This window comes from Evansella halocellulosilytica (assembly GCF_002335745.1).
In the GTDB taxonomy this organism is placed as follows: domain Bacteria; phylum Bacillota; class Bacilli; order Bacillales; family Salisediminibacteriaceae; genus Bacillus_CA; species Bacillus_CA halocellulosilytica.
In genome coordinates, this window is sequence record NZ_NIST01000001.1 from 2,225,981 (window position 1) to 2,242,105 (window position 16,125).

At 39.4% G+C, this 16,125-nt stretch carries 13 protein-coding genes; 7 read left to right on the forward strand and 6 right to left on the reverse strand.

Translation table 11 applies throughout. The features are described from left to right. Positions 1-44: 44 nt before the first annotated feature. The 4 genes from CD001_RS10580 (at position 45) to uxaC (ending at position 4,294) form a co-directional block, all read left to right on the forward strand. A complete protein-coding gene (locus CD001_RS10580) occupies positions 45-722 on the forward strand; it encodes a GntR family transcriptional regulator (RefSeq protein WP_096187637.1) in 678 nt (225 codons plus the stop codon). A 48-nt stretch (positions 723-770) separates the two neighbouring features. After that, the gene (gene uxuA, locus CD001_RS10585) at positions 771-1,886 is read left to right on the forward strand and encodes a mannonate dehydratase (RefSeq protein WP_096187639.1); all 1,116 of its coding nucleotides are present in this window, start codon (positions 771-773) and stop codon (positions 1,884-1,886) included. Next, positions 1,861-2,706 carry an SDR family oxidoreductase gene (locus CD001_RS10590; RefSeq protein ID WP_096187642.1) on the forward strand — a complete coding sequence of 282 codons (846 nt, stop codon included), beginning with the start codon at positions 1,861-1,863 and terminating at the stop codon, positions 2,704-2,706. Before uxuA ends, CD001_RS10590 begins: the two co-directional genes overlap by 26 nt. 187 nt (positions 2,707-2,893) lie before the next feature. Continuing rightward, positions 2,894-4,294 (forward strand): glucuronate isomerase, encoded by a 1,401-nt coding sequence (gene uxaC / locus CD001_RS10595; protein ID WP_096187644.1) that lies wholly within the window; start codon positions 2,894-2,896, stop codon positions 4,292-4,294. A gap of 441 nt (positions 4,295-4,735) precedes the next feature. On the opposite strand, the gene CD001_RS10600 is transcribed toward uxaC, so the two are convergent. Then, entirely contained in the window at positions 4,736-5,914 is a 1,179-nt protein-coding gene (locus tag CD001_RS10600; protein WP_096187646.1) for an ROK family transcriptional regulator, read from the reverse strand. 298 nt (positions 5,915-6,212) lie between these two features. Between CD001_RS10600 and xylA the strand changes: the two genes are divergently transcribed. The 3 genes from xylA (at position 6,213) to CD001_RS10615 (ending at position 10,248) form a co-directional block, all read left to right on the forward strand. Continuing rightward, the gene (xylA, locus tag CD001_RS10605) at positions 6,213-7,535 is read left to right on the forward strand and encodes a xylose isomerase (RefSeq protein ID WP_096187648.1); all 1,323 of its coding nucleotides are present in this window, start codon (positions 6,213-6,215) and stop codon (positions 7,533-7,535) included. A gap of 107 nt (positions 7,536-7,642) precedes the next feature. After that, entirely contained in the window at positions 7,643-9,136 is a 1,494-nt protein-coding gene (gene xylB, locus CD001_RS10610) for a xylulokinase (RefSeq protein ID WP_096187650.1), read from the forward strand. A 77-nt stretch (positions 9,137-9,213) separates the two neighbouring features. Continuing rightward, the gene (locus CD001_RS10615) at positions 9,214-10,248 is read left to right on the forward strand and encodes an endo-1,4-beta-xylanase (protein ID WP_257009779.1); all 1,035 of its coding nucleotides are present in this window, start codon (positions 9,214-9,216) and stop codon (positions 10,246-10,248) included. On the opposite strand, the gene CD001_RS10620 is transcribed toward CD001_RS10615, so the two are convergent. The 5 genes from CD001_RS10620 to CD001_RS10640 all read right to left on the reverse strand — a co-directional run bounded on the left by CD001_RS10620 (position 10,245) and on the right by CD001_RS10640 (position 16,125). Further along, on the reverse strand, positions 10,245-10,847 hold the full coding sequence (locus CD001_RS10620; protein WP_142303574.1) for a YesL family protein: 603 nt from the start codon (positions 10,845-10,847) through the stop codon (positions 10,245-10,247). The two genes, CD001_RS10615 and CD001_RS10620, sit on opposite strands and share 4 nt — an antisense overlap. Positions 10,848-10,984: 137 nt before the next feature. Further along, positions 10,985-12,562 (reverse strand): glycoside hydrolase family 43 protein, encoded by a 1,578-nt coding sequence (locus tag CD001_RS10625; protein ID WP_096187656.1) that lies wholly within the window; start codon positions 12,560-12,562, stop codon positions 10,985-10,987. A 290-nt stretch (positions 12,563-12,852) separates the two neighbouring features. Then, positions 12,853-13,755, reverse strand: coding sequence for a carbohydrate ABC transporter permease (locus CD001_RS10630; protein ID WP_096187657.1), 903 nt, complete (start codon positions 13,753-13,755; stop codon positions 12,853-12,855). A gap of 14 nt (positions 13,756-13,769) precedes the next feature. Beyond that, on the reverse strand, positions 13,770-14,651 hold the full coding sequence (locus tag CD001_RS10635) for a carbohydrate ABC transporter permease (protein WP_096187660.1): 882 nt from the start codon (positions 14,649-14,651) through the stop codon (positions 13,770-13,772). A 145-nt stretch (positions 14,652-14,796) separates the two neighbouring features. Next, positions 14,797-16,125, reverse strand: a complete 1,329-nt coding sequence (locus tag CD001_RS10640) for an extracellular solute-binding protein (RefSeq protein ID WP_096187662.1) — start codon at positions 16,123-16,125, stop codon at positions 14,797-14,799.

Sequence of the window (16,125 nt, forward strand, 5' to 3'; positions counted from 1 at the left end):
ACTGAAAAAGGTAAGGGAAGGATTTCGAATAAGGAGTGTTATCGATGATTTTAAAAAGTAAGGTAGGAAAGCAATCAATTAGAGATTATGTTTACGAGCTATTAAAGGAACAGATTATATCATTTGAGATTGAACCAGCGACAAAAATATCGGAAAAGGAAATATCAGATAAATTAGATGTTAGCCGTACTCCTGTTCGTGAAGCCTTTCTTAAATTGTCAGAAGATGGTTTATTAGATATCATTCCTCAAAGCGGAACGATCGTTTCAAAAATTGATATGAACCTCGTTGAAGAAGGACGTTTTGTGAGAGAAAAGCTGGAAAAAGCAATCGTAGCAGAAGCATGTAAACAATTTGATGAATCCTATTTATTTAAACTCGAAACGAATATGGCGATGCAGGAACTTAGCAAGTCGAAAGATTATACAAAAATGTTTGAATTAGATGAAGAGTTTCATCATCTCTTTTTTCTAGGTACGAACAAAGTGAGGACATGGAATTTGATTCAGCAAATGAATACCCAATTTCAAAGGCTGAGAATCTTAAGGCTGCAAACGGATACGTTAGATTGGGATATTATCGTTCAGCAGCATAAGGATATTTTTCAGCTCATCGTTGAACAAAAAAGAGAAGAAGCTGAAGAGATGATGGAGTCGCATTTAAGGCTCGTTGATTTTGAGAAAGATACTATAATTTCCCAGTATCCTCATTATTTCAACTAATGTTATGTACGAACAAGAGAAAGGAAATTTGTAGAGGAGTCGGTACGTATGGAAATGACATTCCGATGGTTCGGAAAAGACGACGACAGCATTCCTTTAAGTTATATTAAACAAATACCGAAAGTATCCGGTGTTGTTGGAGGGATATTTGACATCCCAGCAGGGGAAGTCTGGCCGTTGGAAAGGATCTTTAAGCTAAAAAAACAAGTGAATGACTATGGATTAAAACTTGAAGTCATTGAAAGTGTGAATATACACGAAGATATAAAACTAGGTCTGCCTTCAAGGGATACGTACATTAAAAATTATCAAGAGACGATTCGGCATTTAGCCCAGGCTGGAGTGAAAGTTATTTGTTATAATTTCATGCCTGTATTTGACTGGACGAGATCAGATCTTGCTAAAAGGTTACCAGATGGTTCTACGGTACTTGCGTATGAAAAAGAAAAATTTACCGATACAGATCCACACGAATTAGTACAAAAAATTGAGCAAAGCTCAAATGGCTTTTCATTGCCAGGGTGGGAGCCTGAACGACTTTCAGCAATCAAGAAGTTGTTTAAACAATATGAACATGTGAGTGAAGAGGATTTGTTCGATCATCTGCAATATTTTCTTGAAAATATTATTCCTGTCGCTGAAGAGTGTGGGATAAAAATGGCGATCCATCCTGATGATCCACCATGGTCTGTTTTCGGCTTGCCAAGAATTGTGACAAATGAAAACAATTTGCAGCGAATTTTACAATTAGTTGATCATCCGTCTAATGGATTGACGTTATGCTCAGGGTCATTAGGAGCAAGTGCACAAAATGATGTGCCAGAAATATTCCGAAATTTCATAAAGCAAGGTAGAGTTCCGTTTGTTCATATCAGAAATGTGAAAAGGTATGACAACGGTGATTTTTTCGAAACGTCCCACTGTAGTACGGACGGTTCTTTAGATATGTATCAACTTGTAAAAGTGCTGCATGACCACAATTATTCAGGATATGTTCGGCCAGATCACGGACGGATGATTTGGGGAGAAGAAGGACGTCCGGGATACGGTTTATATGATCGCGCTCTCGGGATTATGTATTTGTACGGGATTTGGGATAGTCTTGGCAGAACGAATGGAACAAAGGAGTTGTCTGTGGATGATAAACAAGCATCACAATCTTGATAATAAAGTAGCTGTCATAACAGGCGGTGGTGGAGTTCTTTGCGGTTCAATGGCTAGGGAGTTGAGTAAACATGGCATGAACATTGCTATTTTAAATAGAACGTATGAAAAAGCGGTAAAGGTAGCGGATGATATTCATGCTGATGGAGGGACCGCAATCGCAGTCCAATGTGATGTGACAAATCGGTCAAGTGTTGAGGAAGCAGACAAAGCTGTCATTGAAGAATTTGGCAGCATCGATGTACTCATTAACGGGGCTGGAGGCAATCACCCGCAAGGGTCCACAACAAATGAAATTTTTCAAAAGGAAAATTTATTAAACGAAGAGATCACGAGCTTTTATGATTTAACGACAGAAGGTTTTGATCACGTTTTCCGGTTAAATATGATTGGATCACTCATTCCTTCGCAAGTGTTTTCAAAAAGAATGATCGATCGTGGCGGATCAATTATTAACATTTCATCGATGAGTGCTCCGTCCCCAATGACGAAAGTGCCGGCATATAGTGCGGCAAAGGCAGCGATCGATAATTTTACCCAATGGATGGCCGTTTATTTTGCAACGACAAATATTCGTGTCAATGCGATCGCACCGGGGTTCTTTTTAACGGAACAAAATCAAAAGCTTTTAACAAAAGAGGATGGATCATTTACAGAGAGAGCCGAAAAAATTATTGAACATACTCCGATGAGAAGACTCGGTAAACCAGATGATTTGCACGGAACATTATTATGGTTAATTGATGATGAATACAGTCAGTTTATTACGGGCATTTGTGTGCCAGTTGATGGTGGATTTATGGCTTATTCCGGTGTTTAATCTGTACCTACTATATGACTATTTCAGTGTATGCTGGGATACGGTTAGCAACTTAAATGAGCAAATGTGGTCGGAGCATTGGCTACTCAATTTTATGGAGACTGGTAAGGGAGCCCAATGAAAGAAAATTGAATGCATATTATGAAGGGAGAATCTGTAGTGACAAGGTGATAAGGAGGAATGTATAATGAAATCCTTTATTCATGATGACTTTTTGCTGCAAAATGAGTTTGCTAAAGTTTTATATCATGACTATGCAAAAGGTGAACCGATCATCGATTTTCATTGCCATTTACCACCAGATGAAATAGCAGAGAATAAGATGTTTCAAACGATTACAGATGTTTGGTTGAAAGGTGATCATTATAAATGGCGGGCACTAAGAGCTTTTGGAGTGGATGAATATTACATTACAGGAAAAGCAAGTGATAAGGAAAAATTCAGGGAGTGGGCGAAAGTTGTTCCAAAAACAATCGGGAATCCGCTATATCATTGGACACACCTTGAATTAAAGCGATACTTTGGGATTGATGATTTACTGTCGGAAGACAATTATGAACAGGTTTGGGAGCAATGTAATTCATTGTTGAAAACAGATGAGTTATCGGTTCATGGGATGATTACCCAATCGAATGTTGAAGTCATTTGTACGACAGATGATCCGGCAGACGATTTAGTGAATCACACGAAAGTGAGAGAAGATACCCGGATACAAACAAAGGTATTACCGACATTCCGGCCAGACGAAATCATTGATATTGAGAAGGATTCGTTTACAGGTTATTTAGAAAAACTAGAAAAGGTAACGAGAATCTCGATTCAATCTCTTCAGGATTTGCTGGATGTCATCGACCTGCGCATTGAATACTTTCATGAGCGAGGGTGCAGAGTGTCAGATCACGGACCCCAGCGTCTTCCGTTTAAACCGTGTTCAACGGGCGAAGCTGAGCGTGTTTTTCAAAATGCGCTTAGCGGGAAAAAATTATTAAAAGAGGAAATAGAAAAATATAAGACCTATATTCTCGTTTATTTAGGAAAGAGATATCATGCAAAGAAATGGGTCATGCAGCTTCATATTGGTGCGATTCGTAATAATAATAAACGGATGTATGGTCAGGCTGGAGCGAATACAGGTTTTGACTCGATTGACGATTTCTCTTTAGCAGAGCCACTCAACTTATTATTAAATGAATTGGATCAATCAAACGAACTTCCAAAAACAATCATTTACAATTTGAACCCGACTCATAATGAAATCGTTGCGAGTACGATCGGGAATTTTCATACTGGTGGTATTTCTGGCAAAGTTCAATTTGGATCGGGATGGTGGTTTAATGACCAGAAACGGGGGATGGAAAGGCAGTTAAATGACCTTGCCCATATAAATTTTTTAAGTCATTTTGTCGGGATGCTGACCGATTCGAGAAGTTTTCTTTCTTTTACAAGGCATGAATATTTTCGCCGTATATTATGTAATCTCGTTGGCGGATGGATGCAAGATGGTGAGATACCAGAAGACTACCATTTAGCTGGTTCGATCGTGAAAAATATTAGTTACCAAAATGCGAAGCAGTTTTTTAATGTATAAGAAAAGTAAAATATAATCAGTTGAAACAGAAATATGTTTATTAAAAAGGCAGAGGAATGTGGTTCCCTCTGCCTTATAAAAACTTTCTTTGTAAACTACAGGCTCTGTGTAAACTAATTAAAAATCCTAAAACAATACGAAAGGTCCTTTCGAACAACTTTAAACGGATCGAGTCTACGAAATCATCTTACTATGGGATAGAGAATTAACCTCTGAGGGAAAACTAGTAAATAGTACCGTCAAGAGAAGATTTCGAGTTCGGTAGGAAAAGCAGAAAAAGTGACTGTGTGAAAATAAACTTTTAAGGGTTGTAATCGTGAGCTCTCTACGAAAGTAGACACGAATAGATGGAAGGTATTCTACTTGCTTTCACCCCATGGTACAAGTGAGACATCCGCTCTTACTTCACTTTGTTCGTATACACAGTGTCTCAAAAGATTTTTAAATAGTTGCTTTTTCTTCTGATTGAAATTGTTTGTCAAGAAATTGCTCGATCGTAAATGCTGACATGCCAAGAGCTGCAGAATATTGTTGTTTCTGACTGAAGCTAATGTCAACAGACTTTTTCAAATGAGGGAGTGTTTGATGTTCAATGACCTCTTTTATTCCTGGTACTAGTAAGTGTTGAGCCTTCGCTAACCGGTTACCAATAATGATTTTCTCAGGATTAAAAGTATTGATAATATTGTTAATTCCGATACCGACATAGCGGCCGGTTCTTTCGAACATCTTTTTAACTTCGTCATTTGTTCCAGAAATCTGAATCATCTTCTCTAGAGAAGGGTTATTTTTACCTGCTTCCGTTTTCTGAAATTCGGTTAATAGAGCTAATTCTGATGCATACATTTCCCAGCAGCCTTTACTGCCACAACGACATGGCAGACCGTCAGTTTCAATGATCATATGTCCCATTTCACCTGTTAAACCGCTTTTTCCTCTGAAGAGATGATGATCGAGGATGAGCCCTACACCAATCCCGATACCTAAACTAATATAAATAATATTTTCTGCATTTCTCTTCATATCGTACGTAATTTCACCATAGGCACCAGCATTTGCTTCGTTTTCGACGAGAACTGGAACACCGTATTGTTTTTCAAACAGTCCTTTTAAATCTGCATCTTCCCACGATAAATTTGGCGTATGCAAAATATCTCCGTCAGTATTGACTAAACCAGGAACCCCGAACCCGATACCGATTAAGCCGAACGGAGTAGATTCCGTATTTGCTAAAAATGTATCGATTATTTGTTTAATTTCGTGTACCGTTTTCGAAAAGTAGTTCGTATCGAACTGTTTTACGACTTCATTGATCATGTTTCCGTGTAAATCAGTAAGGATTGCGAGAATATAGTTGACACCGATATCGACACTGATCGTAACGCCTGCATGTTGATTAAATTGCAGCATAAGTGGACGCCTGCCTCCGCTAGATTCCCCCAATCCTGTTTGATAACAATATTCTTCACTAATTAATTCGTCAACTAGACTCGATACAGTCGCTTTTGTAAGCCCTAATTTTTGCGCCAACTTTGCTCTTGAAATTGGCTCTTGCTCTCGAATTGTATTTAAGACGATCAACTTATTTTTTTTCTTAACTGTTTGCTGGTAACTGGACATGTTTAGAACTCCTTTATTTTTTCAAGGTCAAAATATGATTATTATGATATTAAGTCATTGCTGTATAATTTAGCCAGTTTTGCTTTTTTTCATGATGTTATGAAAATGAACACTTGCAAACTTAATAACGATCAATAAATATCAGTCATAGAACGTTTATGATCTTGATATGTATTTTATATGAAAAAATGTCTGATGCAAATTAATATACAAAACTTAGTTAATTCAATGGACAAACTAAGTTTACATTGTTAGAATATAATTATCAAATATTTCAATCCACTTGGGGGTATTTTATATGACTTACTTTAAAGGTATTGACAAAATTAATTATGAAGGACCTCGATCTCATAATCCATTTGCATTTAAGCATTATAATCCAGATGAAAAATTAGGCAATAAAACAGTGGAAGAGCATCTTCGCTTTTCTGTAGCTTATTGGCACACATTTACTGCTGATGGAGCAGACCCTTTTGGAGCAGGAACGATGCAGCGTCCTTGGGACCATCTAACAGGGATGGATCAAGCGAAAGCACGTGTGGAAGCAGCATTTGAGCTTTTTGAGAAGTTAAACGTTCCTTACTTTTGTTTTCATGATGTTGATGTGGCACCTGAAGGTAGCTCGCTAAAAGAAACGTTTCAGAACTTAGATGAAATCGTCGCAATGATTCAAAATTACATGAAAACGAGCAAGACTAAATTGTTATGGAATACGGCAAACATGTTCACTCATCCTCGTTTTGTCCATGGTGCAGCGACTTCTAGTAATGCTGACGTTTATGCATATGCTGCAGCAAAAGTGAAAAAAGGGCTTGAAGTCGGTAAAGAACTCGGTGGAGAAAATTATGTATTTTGGGGTGGAAGAGAAGGATATGAAACACTATTAAATACAAATTTAAAGCTTGAGCTAGACAATTTAGCTAAGTTTTATCATATGGCTCTTGATTATGCCAAGGAAATTGGTTTTGATGCACAGTTCCTCATTGAACCGAAGCCGAAGGAGCCGACGACACATCAATATGATTTTGATGTCTCAACGGCGACAGCATTCCTTTATCAATATGGACTTCAAGATGACTTTAAGTTTAACATTGAAGCAAATCACGCAACGTTAGCAGGTCATACGTTTGAACATGAATTAAGATTCGCGAGAACGAGCGGTATGCTCGGTTCTGTTGATGCGAACCAAGGCGATACTTTACTCGGCTGGGATACAGACGAATTCCCGACTGACCTTTATTCAACTGTACTCGCAATGTATGAAATTTTGAAAAATGACGGACTTGGACGAGGTGGTTTGAACTTTGATGCAAAAGTTCGCAGAGGATCATTTGAGCTAAATGATCTCGTTCATGCACATATTGCCGGCATGGATAGTTTTGCAATCGGGTTGAAAGTCGCACATAAAATGATCGAAGATAATTTCTTTGAAAATATCGTAGATGAGCGTTATAAAACATTTAAGTCCGGAATCGGTAAAAAAATTGTTTCTGGAACAACAAATTTTAAAGAGCTAGAAAATCATGCTCTCGAGCTTGGTGATATTAACAATGTATCCGGACAGCTAGAAAGAATTAAAGCTCAAATTAATCAATATTTGTTAAGTGTAAACGAGTTGTAAAAAGCGAAAGGGTGTGTCCTCTCTGGATGCACCCATTTTTAAAAAGTCAATCATATTTTTTCGAAAACAGAATGGATAGATTAATACGATGAATGGAGGGCAAAACGATGGGATATGTTATAGGAGTCGATTTAGGTACGAGTGCTGTCAAAGTGATGCTCGTTGACCGTGTCGGACATGTCATAGAAGAAGTGTCAAATGAATATCCGTTATATCAAGAAAAAGCAGGGTTTAGTGAACAAGATCCTGAAGATTGGGTTCGTGAAACGATTACAGCTCTGAAGGAATTGACGTGCAGAATCAATGATCCTGAACGGATTGAAGGAATGAGCTTTTCGGGGCAAATGCACGGACTCGTGCTGTTAGATAACGACAATGAGCCGCTTCGCAGGGCGATTCTGTGGAATGATACCCGTACGACAGAAGAATGCCGGGAAATAGAAGAAAAAGTAGGGATTGATGTTCTCCATCAGATTACGAAAAACCCTGCCCTTGAAGGATTTACATTACCGAAGCTTATTTGGGTGAAAAAAAATGAACCAACTGTCTTTGAGAAAGCGTCAACATTTTTGTTACCGAAGGATTATGTCAGGTACCGGTTGACTGGTGAGGTACATATGGAATTTTCAGATGCAGCGGGAACGTTAATGCTCAATGTTCCAGAGAAAAAGTGGAGTAAAGAGATGTGTGAACAAACTGGTATTCCTGTTGACCTATGTCCGACGTTAGTTGCTTCTCATGAAAAAGTCGGTACCGTCAAACCTGACATAGCAGAGAGCTGTGGATTGAACAATGATGTCGCTGTATTTGCTGGTGGAGCAGACAATGCTTGCGGTGCTATTGGTTCAGGTATTCTTGAGGATGGTGTTACGTTGAGCAGTACAGGAACGTCCGGGGTTATTTTAGCTTATGAAGACGATGGAGATAAAGATTTTTCTGGACGAGTACATTATTTTAATCATGGTGAAGAGTCAGCCTTTTATACGATGGGGGTCACTTTAGCTGCTGGGTACAGCTTAAGATGGTTTAAGAAAACGTTTGCAGAAGAGCGTTCCTTTGAAGAATTGACGGAGCTTGCCAATCAATCACCTCCAGGTGCAAATGGCCTTTTGTTCACCCCGTATATAGTAGGGGAACGAACTCCACATGCTGATGCTGATGTTCGGGGAAGTTTTATCGGTATGAATGCGACTCATACACTTGGCGATTTCGTTCGAGCTGTCATTGAAGGGATCACGTTCTCTTTAAATGAAAGTGTTGAAATTTTTAGGGAGAACGGCAAATCAGTCAATAAAGTAATCTCAATTGGAGGAGGAGCAAAAAGCTCTTTATGGCTGCAAATTCAAGCAGATATTTATAACGCTGATGTTGTAAAGCTTAAGAGTGAGCAAGGCCCTGGAATGGGAGCCGCGATGCTAGCAGCTTATGGGCTCGGTTGGTATTCTTCATTGAAAGAATGTGCTGATCATTTCGTTGAAGAAAGTGAACTCTTTAAGCCAATACCTGAAAATGTTTCTGTTTACAAAGAATTATTTGAGCTGTATCAACAAGTATATCCGCAAACGAAAGCAATCAATAAACGATTAAAAAAGTTTCGGTAAGTACCAGGCACTTACCGAATTATGTCGAGTGAAGTACTGTTGAAGGCACATTATTACATGAAAAGGGAGAGATGGTTGTGACTAATTCAGTAAGCCATAGCATTCCATCATTATGTGACGTTTATAAAGATTACTTTTTAATAGGGGCAGCAGTGAATCAACAAACACTTCAAACAGAACAAAATTTAATCAAAAAACATTTTAATAGTTTAACAGCAGAAAATGAAATGAAATTTGAACATTTACAGCCCGCTGAAGGACAGTTTAGCTTTGAATATGCAGACAAACTTGTCTCATTTGCGAATGACAATGGAAAAAAGGTGAGGGGACATACGTTAGTTTGGCATAATCAAACGTCGGATTGGCTGTTTACTGACTCAGCTGGTAAGACAATTGATCGGGAGACATTGCTTGCTCGTATGGAAAATCATATAGGAACAGTTGTTAGAAGATATAAAGAAGAGGTTTATTGCTGGGATGTAGTCAATGAAGCTGTTGCAGATCATAGTCAAGCTTTATTAAGAGATTCTAACTGGTTATCGATCATCGGGGAAGACTTTATCGAAAAAGCGTTTCATTTTGCACATAGTGCGAACCCTGAAGCGTTACTTTTTTACAATGATTATAATGAATCAGACCCAGATAAAAGTGATAAAATTTTTCAGCTAGTATGCTCTTTAGTAGAACGAGAAGTTCCAATCCATGGTGTTGGACTTCAAGCTCATTGGAATTTATATAAGCCATCATATGATGAGATTAGAAAAGCGATTGAGAAGTATGCATCTTTAGGGCTGCAACTTCATATTACAGAAATGGATGTTTCCGCATTTGAATGGAACGATCGGAGAACCGATTTGAAGGAGCCATTAAAGGAGATGCTTTATTTACAAGCGGAAAGATACGACCAATTCTTTCAGATTTTTAGAGAATATAAAGATCACATCACTTCCGTAACATTTTGGGGAGTATCTGATCACTATACGTGGTTAAATGACTTTCCTGTCAAAGGAAGACGTAATTGGCCATTTGTTTTGGATCATAATGGAAACCCCAAACCAGCATTCCAAAGAGTCTGCCAAGTGCCAGGCACTTCCCGAATAATGTCGAATTAATGTTGGTGAGCTAGCTTTTGAAATGACATGAACGAGCTGCTCATTAATATGAAAGCAATACCACTTGCACCAAAGAAGACTGCTAATACTGGAGCGAAATAAAACAGAATAAGAAGCAGTAGCAATCCTCCACTAGTCATCGAAAACGTCCAAAAGTTTGTAAATGGCATAAATAACGAAACCTTGAAATAGTCTGTAAACTTTAAGTCGTAATGAACATAGACCGGAAAAATAAATAAGATGATGGTGACAAAGATAAACAAACCGATGGCTGCTCCAATCAATGAGATGGTGAGGAGTAGCCCTTGTAACTGTTGGATAAGGAAAAAGTTAACGGTAATTATTGCACCAACTGTTATAAAGATCACGTTTATGACATTAGCTCGTAAAAATTCTTTTTTAAACGTACTTAGAAAATGCTGAAAGATTGGAGGATGACTCTTCTTTTGCAGCATTAGCCGAAGCAATGAGAACATTGCAACAGTTGCTGGGAAGAAGCCAAATACAATTCCACCTGCTAATGTGAAAATCGCCCACAAGAAATTCATGTATGCTAATTTCATCACCCAATCACATGCTTGATAAAATACATTAGACATCCACGGTATCCTCACATTTTCTCCTCCAATCTAACAGCTAATTTTAGTTGCGCGCGCTCACTGAAAGCGTCCGCAAGATATGGACTCGAGCAAAAGATGTAGCTTATCTAAAAGCAACAATCAATTATTAAAGATGCTTAAAGTTCTTTATAAATAAAGTAATCAAAGTCGGCAGCCTTTTTCATCCCGCTTAAATCTTGTGTCGCCATACCGATAAATGTTCCGGTAAAGCGGACATTTTCTGCTGAATCATCGGACATATGCGTGGGGTCAAGTTCAGGACCGACTGGCGTCCATTCTCCATCCTCTGCTTGTTTATAAAAGAGCGCCAATGAAGCTTCGTGAATAACCCCTTTAAAATAAACTGGTCCTTCTTCTTGAATCGAGATCGGCTTCTCTAGCCGTTCCTCATACTCGCCTTGTTTCGTTTGAATAAGTTGAATCGATTTTCCAGCCTGTTCATCCCTTGTTACGTGAAGGTAAACGTGATCCTCTGTATCGTAATAGATGACGAGACCCGCCATATGCTGGTAATACTCCGGATCATAGTCGACCTTTGTCTCAAATTCACAATGAAACGATTGCTGGCGTCGGGCGACAAGACTTTGGCTGTGAACCGAGCTTAGTGATTCCATGCCGCGAAGTCGTAAATGTCCTGGACGCTCGGTTAATGAACACCAAGAAGAGTCGGCTGGAATGCGTAACGTATTCCACTGGTGGTGTAACGTTTCGCCATCGAAATTGTCTTTTTCAGGCTCAGGCTCAAACGGATGCTCTGGAAGGTCTGGGGCTGTCACTTCCTGTAATGGGCTGTTCCCCCCATCTTCAATACGAAGCCAGCCATCCTCTGTCCACTCGACTTTCTGAATCGCCGTTTCCCGACCAAGTGTACAATAGGTTTCCTTTAACGGTCTGCCGCACAGATGAGCGAAATACCATTCACCATTCTGTGTCTCGACTAGACTGCCGTGCCCCGCCTTTTGCAGCGCGAGTTCCGGCTTTTTGTTCGACGTAATGAGCGGATAGTTCGGGTCGGTTTCGTACGGACCGTCGATCGTTTTCGAGCGGGCTAACGTCGCCGCATGCTCATACTCGGTCCCACCTTCTGCGACGAGCAAGTAATAGTAGCCGTCCTTTTTGTACAAGTGCGGACCTTCGGTTAATTGAATGTCAGTTCCTTTATAAATGTTTTTCACCGGCCCGACGAGCTTCTGTTCTGCTTCGGAATATTCCTGGAGAACGATACCGGCAAACGGATGGTTCCCCTTGCGGTAATCCCAGATCATATTGACGAACCATTTGCGCCCGTCTTCATCGTGGAAGAGAGACGGATCGAAGCCGCTGCTATTTAAATAGATCGGTTCAGACCACGGTCCTTCAATGTTTTCCGCTGTAACAAGATAGTTATGAGCATCTTTATAAGCCCCGTGCCATTGCTTTACATCGGTATAAATTAAATAGAACGTTGCGTCATGATAGCTGAGACAAGGCGCCCAAATACCGCCGGAGTTCATATTCCCTTTCATATCGAGTTGGGACGTCCGAGTGAGCGGACTTGAAATAAACCGCCAATGCTTTAAGTCCTTTGAATGGTGAATTCTGACACCAGGGAACCATTCAAATGTAGATGTAGCAATATAGTAATCATCCCCAACCCTGACGATCGAAGGGTCAGGGTGGAAGCCAGGTAAAATTGGGTTTTGAATGTTAGACATTGATAGCACTCCTTTTTTTGAAAAGAATAAGAAAGTATAAAATTTCAATCTCTCGATTGCTGTCTAGACTTCAGGCACGAGCATTTACATCTCGAGCTTCCACACGGATGTGGTGACTTCGGCGTTCCCGCAGGACGTGGGGGTTTTAACCGAAGATCTGATCTAGCGATTTGCCTCGACGGACAGGACGTCCTAATGCCGGGAATGCCACCGGATGGGGCGTATTGCCCGGTTGACGGATCTAGCTTCAAAGTGATACTAGAAGAGGAAGAGACAGCGCTTTTCTTGTGTTAACCTTTTACAGAACCAGCAGTAATTCCTTCGACAATTCGGTTACTTAATAAAACAAAGGCAATTAAGATTGGTAGAATACTAATAACGAGTGTTGCTCCAATTGCTCCCCAATCAGTTGAGTATTGTCCGATAAAGTTTTGAATACCGACAGTTAAGGTTTTATATTTGTCAGAGCTGATAAACGTATTGACGAAAACAAATTCGTTCCAATTATAAATCATGTTAATAATCGCCGTAGTTGCTACGACAGGTGCAGTCATTGGTAAGATGATTTTAAAGAACATTCTATGAACAGAACATCCATCCATAATGGCCGCTTCTTCAAGTTCACGAGGAAGCGTGTAGTAAAATCCTAGTAAAATCATAATCGTTAACGGCAGATTAAACGCTGTATATGTCAAAATGATCGATAATGGATTGTCCATTAAACCGATATTCAAGTAAAAGTTAAACAAAGGAATTAATGTTGAATGGACCGGAATCATAAGACCGATCATAAATAAGCCAAGAACAAATTTATTCAGTTTCCACCTCATTCGAGTAATCGCAAACGTAACGAGACTTGCGCACAAAACAGTGAGAAGAACTGCAGCCCCCGTTACAACAACACTGTTCAGGAAATATAGACCGATGTTACCTTCTGTCCACACTTTCAAGTAATTTTCCCATTTCGGTTCAGAAGGTAAAGCTAATGGCGGCAGGTTAAATACTTCTTGATTGTCCTTTAATGAAAAAAGGAAAAGCCAAATTAATGGAAGTATTTGAACGATTGCGACGATAAACAAAATGAAATATAAAATAGAATAAGAAATCGTATTTATAAAATTACGGCGGTTTGGAGGTTTATTCGCCTTTATTTTTGGTGAGTGTTTCTTCACTTCAACTGTCTCCGGGTTCATGGTGTCTCCCCCCTTTAATATTGTACTTCGTCTTCTTTTGATGATGTTAATTTACGGATAAAATATGTTGTAATTAAAATTAAGACGAGTAGGAAAAATCCAATTGCACTTCCGTAGCCAAAGTCATTCGTCCTAAATGCGAGCTTGTACATGTACGAAGCCATTACTTCACTTGCTCCGTTCGGACCGCCGTCAGTCATCACGTAAATCAAATCGAAATATTTTAGTGATCCAATAACCGCAAGGACGATTGTTACTTTAATGACACCTGAAATGAGAGGAAGCTTAATTTTATACGCAATTTGAAGTGGTGTCGCACCATCTATTTGTGCTGCCTCAACAAGCTCATTAGGGATGTTTTTTAAAGCGGCATAATAAATTAAAATGTAAAATCCTGCATACTGCCAAAGGATCGGAATGAAAATGGCATATAACACGATATTTGTATCTGCAAGCCATAAAGGCGGATTTTCAATGCCAATAGAAGTCAGAAATCGGTTCATGACTCCGTTTGATGGGTGATAAATCCTCATCCATAATTGTGCGATAGCAACAGATGAAAGCAACATTGGAATAAGATAGATTTTTCTAAACAGGTCTGCTCCTTTAATTTTTCCGGCTAAAACTACTGAAATAGCTAAATAAATTATTAAACTTAATACTGAAAAAATAGCGAGTAGCAAAGAGTGATAAGCACTGTTCCAAAACAAGCGGTCAGTAATTAAATTCTTGTAGTTCTCGAGTCCGATAAATGTCATCTTACCGATCCCATCCCAATCCATCAGACCGTAGTATCCTGTCAGGAATATTGGAATATAAATAAGGACGAGTATTAAGGTTAAGGCTGGGAGAACATAAAGGGCAATTACTTTCTTATCAGACATGATCTTGTTCATCGACTGCTCTCCTTTCGAATCAAATTTTAAGAAGAAAAGGGCTTCTCACATGTGCCTCACCCCACTTGCGTATACAAAAGGTAGTTAAAAATTTTGTATGAGGTGATTGGCACATTATTTTTGAGATAAGCCCCTTTTCAAGGTGTTATTCTTCTTCGGAGAGTGCTTTTTCGTGTTCTTCAGCGAACGTTTCCGGTGTAGCCTCATTTCCGAATAGTGATTGAATCATATTTAAATGAGTTTCAGCAACATCTGCGCTCATCTGTACATCAGCAAAGAGAGTAATATCTGATGCGTTATTTAGTTCGTCTAGAACATCGATAAATAAATCAGGGAGATCAACCTCGTCTGTATTTACTTGTGTTCCAGGGATAACCCCAGCATCTTCTACAGAATGTTTACCCCATTCTTCAATGAAGAACTGAACAAATTCTTTTGCTTCTTCTTTAACATCTGAGTTTTCAGCAACGAACAAGCCGACTCCAGGTCCGCCGACCCAGCTATTAATATCTCCTTCTCCGCCTTCAACAGTTGGGAATTTAAAGAATCCGACATTGTCACGGAACTCTTGAGGGATTTCTTCATTTGTCGTAAAGTTTGGAAGATCCCAAGATCCAATTAAATACATCGCTGCATTACTGTTCATAAATTCTGATTTTGCTTCTTGATCTGTTAGACCGTTATATCCGCGAATAAAAGCATCTCGTTCAATGAGATCTTGAATGGACGATGCTGCTTCAATTAAACGGTCGTCTTCAAATGAGCCGCTTCGATCGATTGCCGAGTTTAATGCATCAGCTCCTCCGATACGATCAGCTAAATACATATACCATAGTGACCCTGTCCATCTGTCACGATTTCCTAATGCGATCGGTGTGACGTCATTTTCCACTAGCGTATCAACGATATGAAGGAAGTCGTCATATGTTTCCGGAACGTCAAGCCCGTGCTCTTCAAATATTGCTTTATTGTAAAATACTGGGGCAATGTTTAACTCTAACGGCAATGCGTAAGAGTGTCCGTCCATTTCATATGCTTCAACTGTTCCAGCAACAAATTCGTCGCGTAGCCCGTCGTCAAGAAGATCATCTAGCGGTGTGAACAATTCTCCATTTACATATGGCTCTAAAAATCCAGCTGGCCAAGTCATTCCTACATCAGGTAATTGATTAGAGGAAGAGATGACTTGCAGCTTGTTTTTGTATTGTTCATTTTCTAATACTTCAAGTTCAACAGTGACGTGCGGGTGATCTGCTTCAAATTCTTCAATAATTTGATTCACGATACGGTTATGGTCCGCCGAACTTCCTTGTGGCCAAAGGTGCATAAAGTCAAGCGTGACATCTTCACGGTCTGAAGCACCATCTCCAGACTCATCTGCACTAGCATCTTCATTTTCACTACCACATGCACTTAAAGCTAGCACAGATGCTAATGAGATTGACAGAACCGTTGTAAGCGGTTTCTTTTTCAT

Coding starts and splice junctions, on each gene's coding strand:
- CD001_RS10580 (WP_096187637.1), top strand. CDS start 45: ATGATTTTAAAAAGTAAGGTAGGAAAGCAATCAATTAGAGATTATGTT.
- uxuA (WP_096187639.1), top strand. CDS start 771: ATGGAAATGACATTCCGATGGTTCGGAAAAGACGACGACAGCATTCCT.
- CD001_RS10590 (WP_096187642.1), top strand. CDS start 1,861: ATGATAAACAAGCATCACAATCTTGATAATAAAGTAGCTGTCATAACA.
- uxaC (WP_096187644.1), top strand. CDS start 2,894: ATGAAATCCTTTATTCATGATGACTTTTTGCTGCAAAATGAGTTTGCT.
- CD001_RS10600 (WP_096187646.1), bottom strand. CDS start 5,914: ATGTCCAGTTACCAGCAAACAGTTAAGAAAAAAAATAAGTTGATCGTC.
- xylA (WP_096187648.1), top strand. CDS start 6,213: ATGACTTACTTTAAAGGTATTGACAAAATTAATTATGAAGGACCTCGA.
- xylB (WP_096187650.1), top strand. CDS start 7,643: ATGGGATATGTTATAGGAGTCGATTTAGGTACGAGTGCTGTCAAAGTG.
- CD001_RS10620 (WP_142303574.1), bottom strand. CDS start 10,847: ATGTCTAATGTATTTTATCAAGCATGTGATTGGGTGATGAAATTAGCA.
- CD001_RS10625 (WP_096187656.1), bottom strand. CDS start 12,562: ATGTCTAACATTCAAAACCCAATTTTACCTGGCTTCCACCCTGACCCT.
- CD001_RS10630 (WP_096187657.1), bottom strand. CDS start 13,755: ATGAACCCGGAGACAGTTGAAGTGAAGAAACACTCACCAAAAATAAAG.
- CD001_RS10635 (WP_096187660.1), bottom strand. CDS start 14,651: ATGAACAAGATCATGTCTGATAAGAAAGTAATTGCCCTTTATGTTCTC.
- CD001_RS10640 (WP_096187662.1), bottom strand. CDS start 16,125: ATGAAAAAGAAACCGCTTACAACGGTTCTGTCAATCTCATTAGCATCT.